The organism is Microvirga massiliensis (genome assembly GCF_001006805.1).
In the GTDB taxonomy this organism is placed as follows: Bacteria; Pseudomonadota; Alphaproteobacteria; order Rhizobiales; family Beijerinckiaceae; genus Microvirga; species Microvirga massiliensis.
Genome location: NZ_LN811352.1, coordinates 1 through 2,333, shown reverse-complemented (window position 1 = coordinate 2,333; position 2,333 = coordinate 1). Strand labels below are relative to the sequence as shown.

Below are 2,333 nucleotides of genomic sequence, written 5' to 3'. Positions count from 1 at the left end.
CATCATCGAAGCCTGCGAGGAACTCGGCATCGGCCTCGTGCCCTACAGCCCGCTCGGCAAGGGCTTCCTGACAGGTGCAATGTCGAAGGACACCCCGATCAGCGAGAACGACTTCCGCAAGATCCTGCCGCGGTTCACGCCGGAAGCGATGGAGAAGAACCAAGCGCTGGTCGACCTCCTGAAGCGCATCGCAGGCGAGAAGAACGCGACCCCGGCGCAGATCGCACTGGCTTGGCTGCTGGCTCAGAAGCCCTGGATCGTGCCGATCCCCGGCACCACCAAGCTCCATCGTCTCGAGGAGAACCTCGGTGCGGCCGACGTCGAGCTGACCACGGGCGACCTTGCCGAGATCGAGCAAGCGGCGGCCGCGATCCAGATCGAGGGCGAGCGCTATCCCGAGCAGTTGACGAAGCTGACCGGCCTCTGAACGCAAGGGCGCGGCTCCATACAAGCGGCCATCCGTCGACGGATGGAACGGTGTCCTGGAACGACGCGCAGGAATTCATCGCCCGGCTGAACGGGAGGGAGGGCGGTAACCGCTACCGCCTGCCGACAGAGGCCGAATGGGAGTATGCCGCCCGTGCCGGAACGACCACGGCCTATTCCTTCGGGGACGACGAGGCGGACCTGGGCCTTCATGCCTGGCACGGCGAGGACTTCGCCACCGGCGGCACCCATCCCGTGGGGCGGAAGGCACCCAATCCCTGGGGTCTCCACGATATCTACGGCAATGCCTGGGAATGGGTGCAGGACTGGTTCGACCCAGCCTACTACGCCAGCAGCCCCGCGGTCGATCCTTCCGGTCCACGGCAGGGCACCAAGCGCGTCGTGCGGGGCGGGAGCTGGCATGCCACGGCGACGAGCTGGCGCACGGCCTTCCGGCGCGACTACGACTCTGACTACCGCGGCATCAGCATCGGCTTCCGGCTGCTGAGGACGGCGGGATAGGCAATGCCCTCCGATGGATCCGACCGAGTCTTGGCCGGCCCGCGTCATGGCCCGTACACTCGTGAGGCTCCCCGCCCCATGTCTGCGTGGCGGCTCGGGGTTGCACGGGAAGGTTCCGACCGATGATGGGAACGGAAGACATCGCCCTCTGGTTGGCCAACGACGCACCTCACGACACCCTCGAGGCGCTGTTTGGCGCCTTCTGCCGTGAGATCGTCCGGTCCGGCACCCCGGTTTGGCGCGCCTCCTTGGGACTTGAGGTGCTGCACCCGGAGGTGAGCGGCTGGCAGCACGTCTGGACGGACGAGAGCGTGTCGGTTCATGGAGCCGATCGGGCCACGGCGCCGACGTCCCCGTCCTACATGAGCAGCCCAACCCGAATCGTCGACGAGTCCGGGCGGCCCTTCCGCCATCGGCTCGCGTCACCCTGCCCCGACATGCCGCTCATGGAAGAGCTGCGCCAACAGGGTGCGACCGACTACGTCATGTATCCCCTGCCCTTCCTGGATCAGACCCGCACCGCCGTGATCTCGTTTGCCACCCGGGACGCGCACGGTTTCGACGCGGCCGCGCTCGAGAGGCTGGAGGTCTGGGCACGGCTCTTGAGCCCCTATCTGGAACGGCGTGTCCTGCGCCGCATCGCCATCGACCTGCTGGACACCTATGTCGGTCCCCGCACCGGTCAGCGCATCCTGGAGGGCCGGGTAGACCGGGGCGCCGTCGAGATGATCGAGGCGGCGGTCTGGTTCGCTGACCTGCGCGGCTTCACGCTCCTGTCCGAGCAAGCGCTAATTCCCGAGGTGCTGGCCCACCTGAATGCCTGGTTCGGGATCATCGGGGAGGTGGTGGAGGCGCATGGCGGCGAGGTGCTCAAGTTCATCGGCGATGCCGTGCTCGCCATCTTCCCGACCTCGGGGGGCCGTGCGATGGCTTGCGGCAAGGCACTGGCCGCCGCCCAGGAGTTCTGCCGGCGAACGGATGCCGAAAATGCCCTGCGCCGGGCCTCGGGCACCCCGGCGTTGGTCCATGGCCTGGCCTTGCATGTCGGCGAGGTGGCCTACGGGAACGTGGGCGCCCCGCACCGACTGGACTTCACGGTGATCGGCCCGACCGTGAACCGGGCCAGCAGGCTCTTGGATCTGGCCAAGAGCCTGGATCGGCCAGTGCTGGTCTCGCATGCTGTCGCGCGGGAAGTAACTCAGCCTCTGGTCGATCTTGGGCAGCACAAGTTGCGAGACGTGGAGAAGCCGCAGCGGGTCTTTACCTTGGCTGGACAAGGCACTGTTGGATCGTACTGATCCACAAGCCAAGCCGTCGCCCATCCGAACAGTGACGATTTTCACTCGCTGTTGAAGGTCTTCTCTGGGTCGAGATCCTATGAGAGG

The 2,333-nt window shown here is 66.5% G+C and carries 3 protein-coding genes; all 3 read left to right on the top strand.

Annotation, left to right across the window (positions count from 1 at the left end):
- A partial coding sequence (locus tag BN1233_RS08920; RefSeq protein ID WP_046863254.1) for an aldo/keto reductase occupies window positions 1–427 on the top strand: 427 nt, incomplete at its 5' end.
- The gene (locus tag BN1233_RS08915; RefSeq protein ID WP_082145412.1) at window positions 424–948 is read left to right on the top strand and encodes a formylglycine-generating enzyme family protein; all 525 of its coding nucleotides are present in this window, start codon (window positions 424–426) and stop codon (window positions 946–948) included. The genes BN1233_RS08920 and BN1233_RS08915, both read left to right, overlap by 4 nt.
- A gap of 122 nt (window positions 949–1,070) precedes the next feature.
- Entirely contained in the window at window positions 1,071–2,246 is a 1,176-nt protein-coding gene (locus BN1233_RS08910; protein ID WP_048707595.1) for an adenylate/guanylate cyclase domain-containing protein, read from the top strand.
- The last annotated feature ends 87 nt before the right edge of the window (window positions 2,247–2,333 follow it).

Coding starts and splice junctions, on each gene's coding strand:
- BN1233_RS08910 (WP_048707595.1), top strand. CDS start 1,071: ATGATGGGAACGGAAGACATCGCCCTCTGGTTGGCCAACGACGCACCT.